Origin of the sequence: Aporhodopirellula sallentina SM41 (assembly GCF_000346505.1) — a bacterium.
GTDB lineage: Bacteria > Planctomycetota > Planctomycetia > Pirellulales > Pirellulaceae > Rhodopirellula > Rhodopirellula sallentina.
On the sequence record NZ_ANOH01000133.1, the window covers coordinates 1 to 1,197 of the forward strand.

1 protein-coding gene is annotated in these 1,197 nt (G+C 59.4%); it reads right to left on the reverse strand.

What is annotated here, in order from left to right; all coding sequences use genetic code 11:
* Positions 1-1,197, reverse strand: a 1,197-nt coding sequence (locus RSSM_RS08600; RefSeq protein WP_008676745.1) for a VCBS domain-containing protein, incomplete at both ends; no start/stop codon positions are given.

Here is a 1,197-nt window from a genome sequence, read left to right on the forward strand (position 1 = left end):
CGAGAAAGTCAAAGGCTTCGGCGCCGCTGTTGAAATCCCATGTCAGCGTGTCGGTGATTTCGGTACCGTCCAGGATCGTAGTCGGCGAAACCGACAGAAAGCTCTGAAGGGTCGCATTGTCGAGTGAGCCGGGAACGCTCGATGCGCCGGTGCCCGAAACCGCGACGCTGTCGACGGCGGCGACGACGTTGTCGGTTCGGTCGGAATCGCTGACGGTCAGCGTTCCGGTATCGGTCAGTCCGCTGTCGGTTTCGGTCAAGCTAGACGTGTCGGGGCCGCCGGTGATGAGCGGGGCGTCGTTGGTTCCGTTGACGGTGATGGCGACGTTCTGGGTGTCGGTGTCACCTTCGCTGTCGGTGACTTCGATCGTGTAAGTCAACGTCAACGATTCACCGTTTGCGAGATAATTGAAGGCTTCTGAGCCGCTGTTGAAATTCCACGTCAATTGGTCAGACGTTTCGGATGAGTCCAATACCGTGCCGGTCGAGGACAGCATCGCTAGCAACGCGGCGTTGTCGCTTCCCAAGCCCGCGGTTGTCCCACCGCTGACGACCCCGGTAACGGTCGAGGTGACCGTGTCGCTGAGGTTCAGGTCGGTGACCGTCAGTGTGCCTGTCGATGTCAGTGTCGTGTCGGTTTCGGTAAGCGTCTCGGCTGCACTATCGCCCGTTTCCACGGTGATCACAGGAGCATCGTTGTTGCCCGTGATGGTGATTACGACGTTTTGTGTGTCCGTCGCCGACTGGCTGTCCGTGACCGTGATGGTGTAGGTCAGTGTGAGAGATTCGCCTGTGGCGAGATAGTCGAACGTCTCGCTACCCGAGTTGAAATCCCAGGTCAGCGTGTTGGTCGTTTCTGTCCCGTCGATTACGCCGGAGGTCGACGCGAGCATCGCCAAGAGTTCTGAGTTGTTGGATGCCAATCCCGCGGTGTCGCCGGAGGTCGCGACGTTGCTGACGGTCGAACTGACCGAGTCGATTAGATCCAAGTCTTCAACCGTCAGCGTTCCCGACGTTGTCAATGTCGATCCGGTCTTGCCAAGCGGTTCCGCGGCACTGTCACCGGTGTCGACATACACGTCAGGCGAGTCGTTGGTTCCGGTGATGGTGACCGTGACGGTTTCTTTATCGTCTAGCGGTGCGCCGTCATCGTCGGTGGCGCTGACGGTGTAGGTCAGGACCAGCGTTTCGCCGTCGG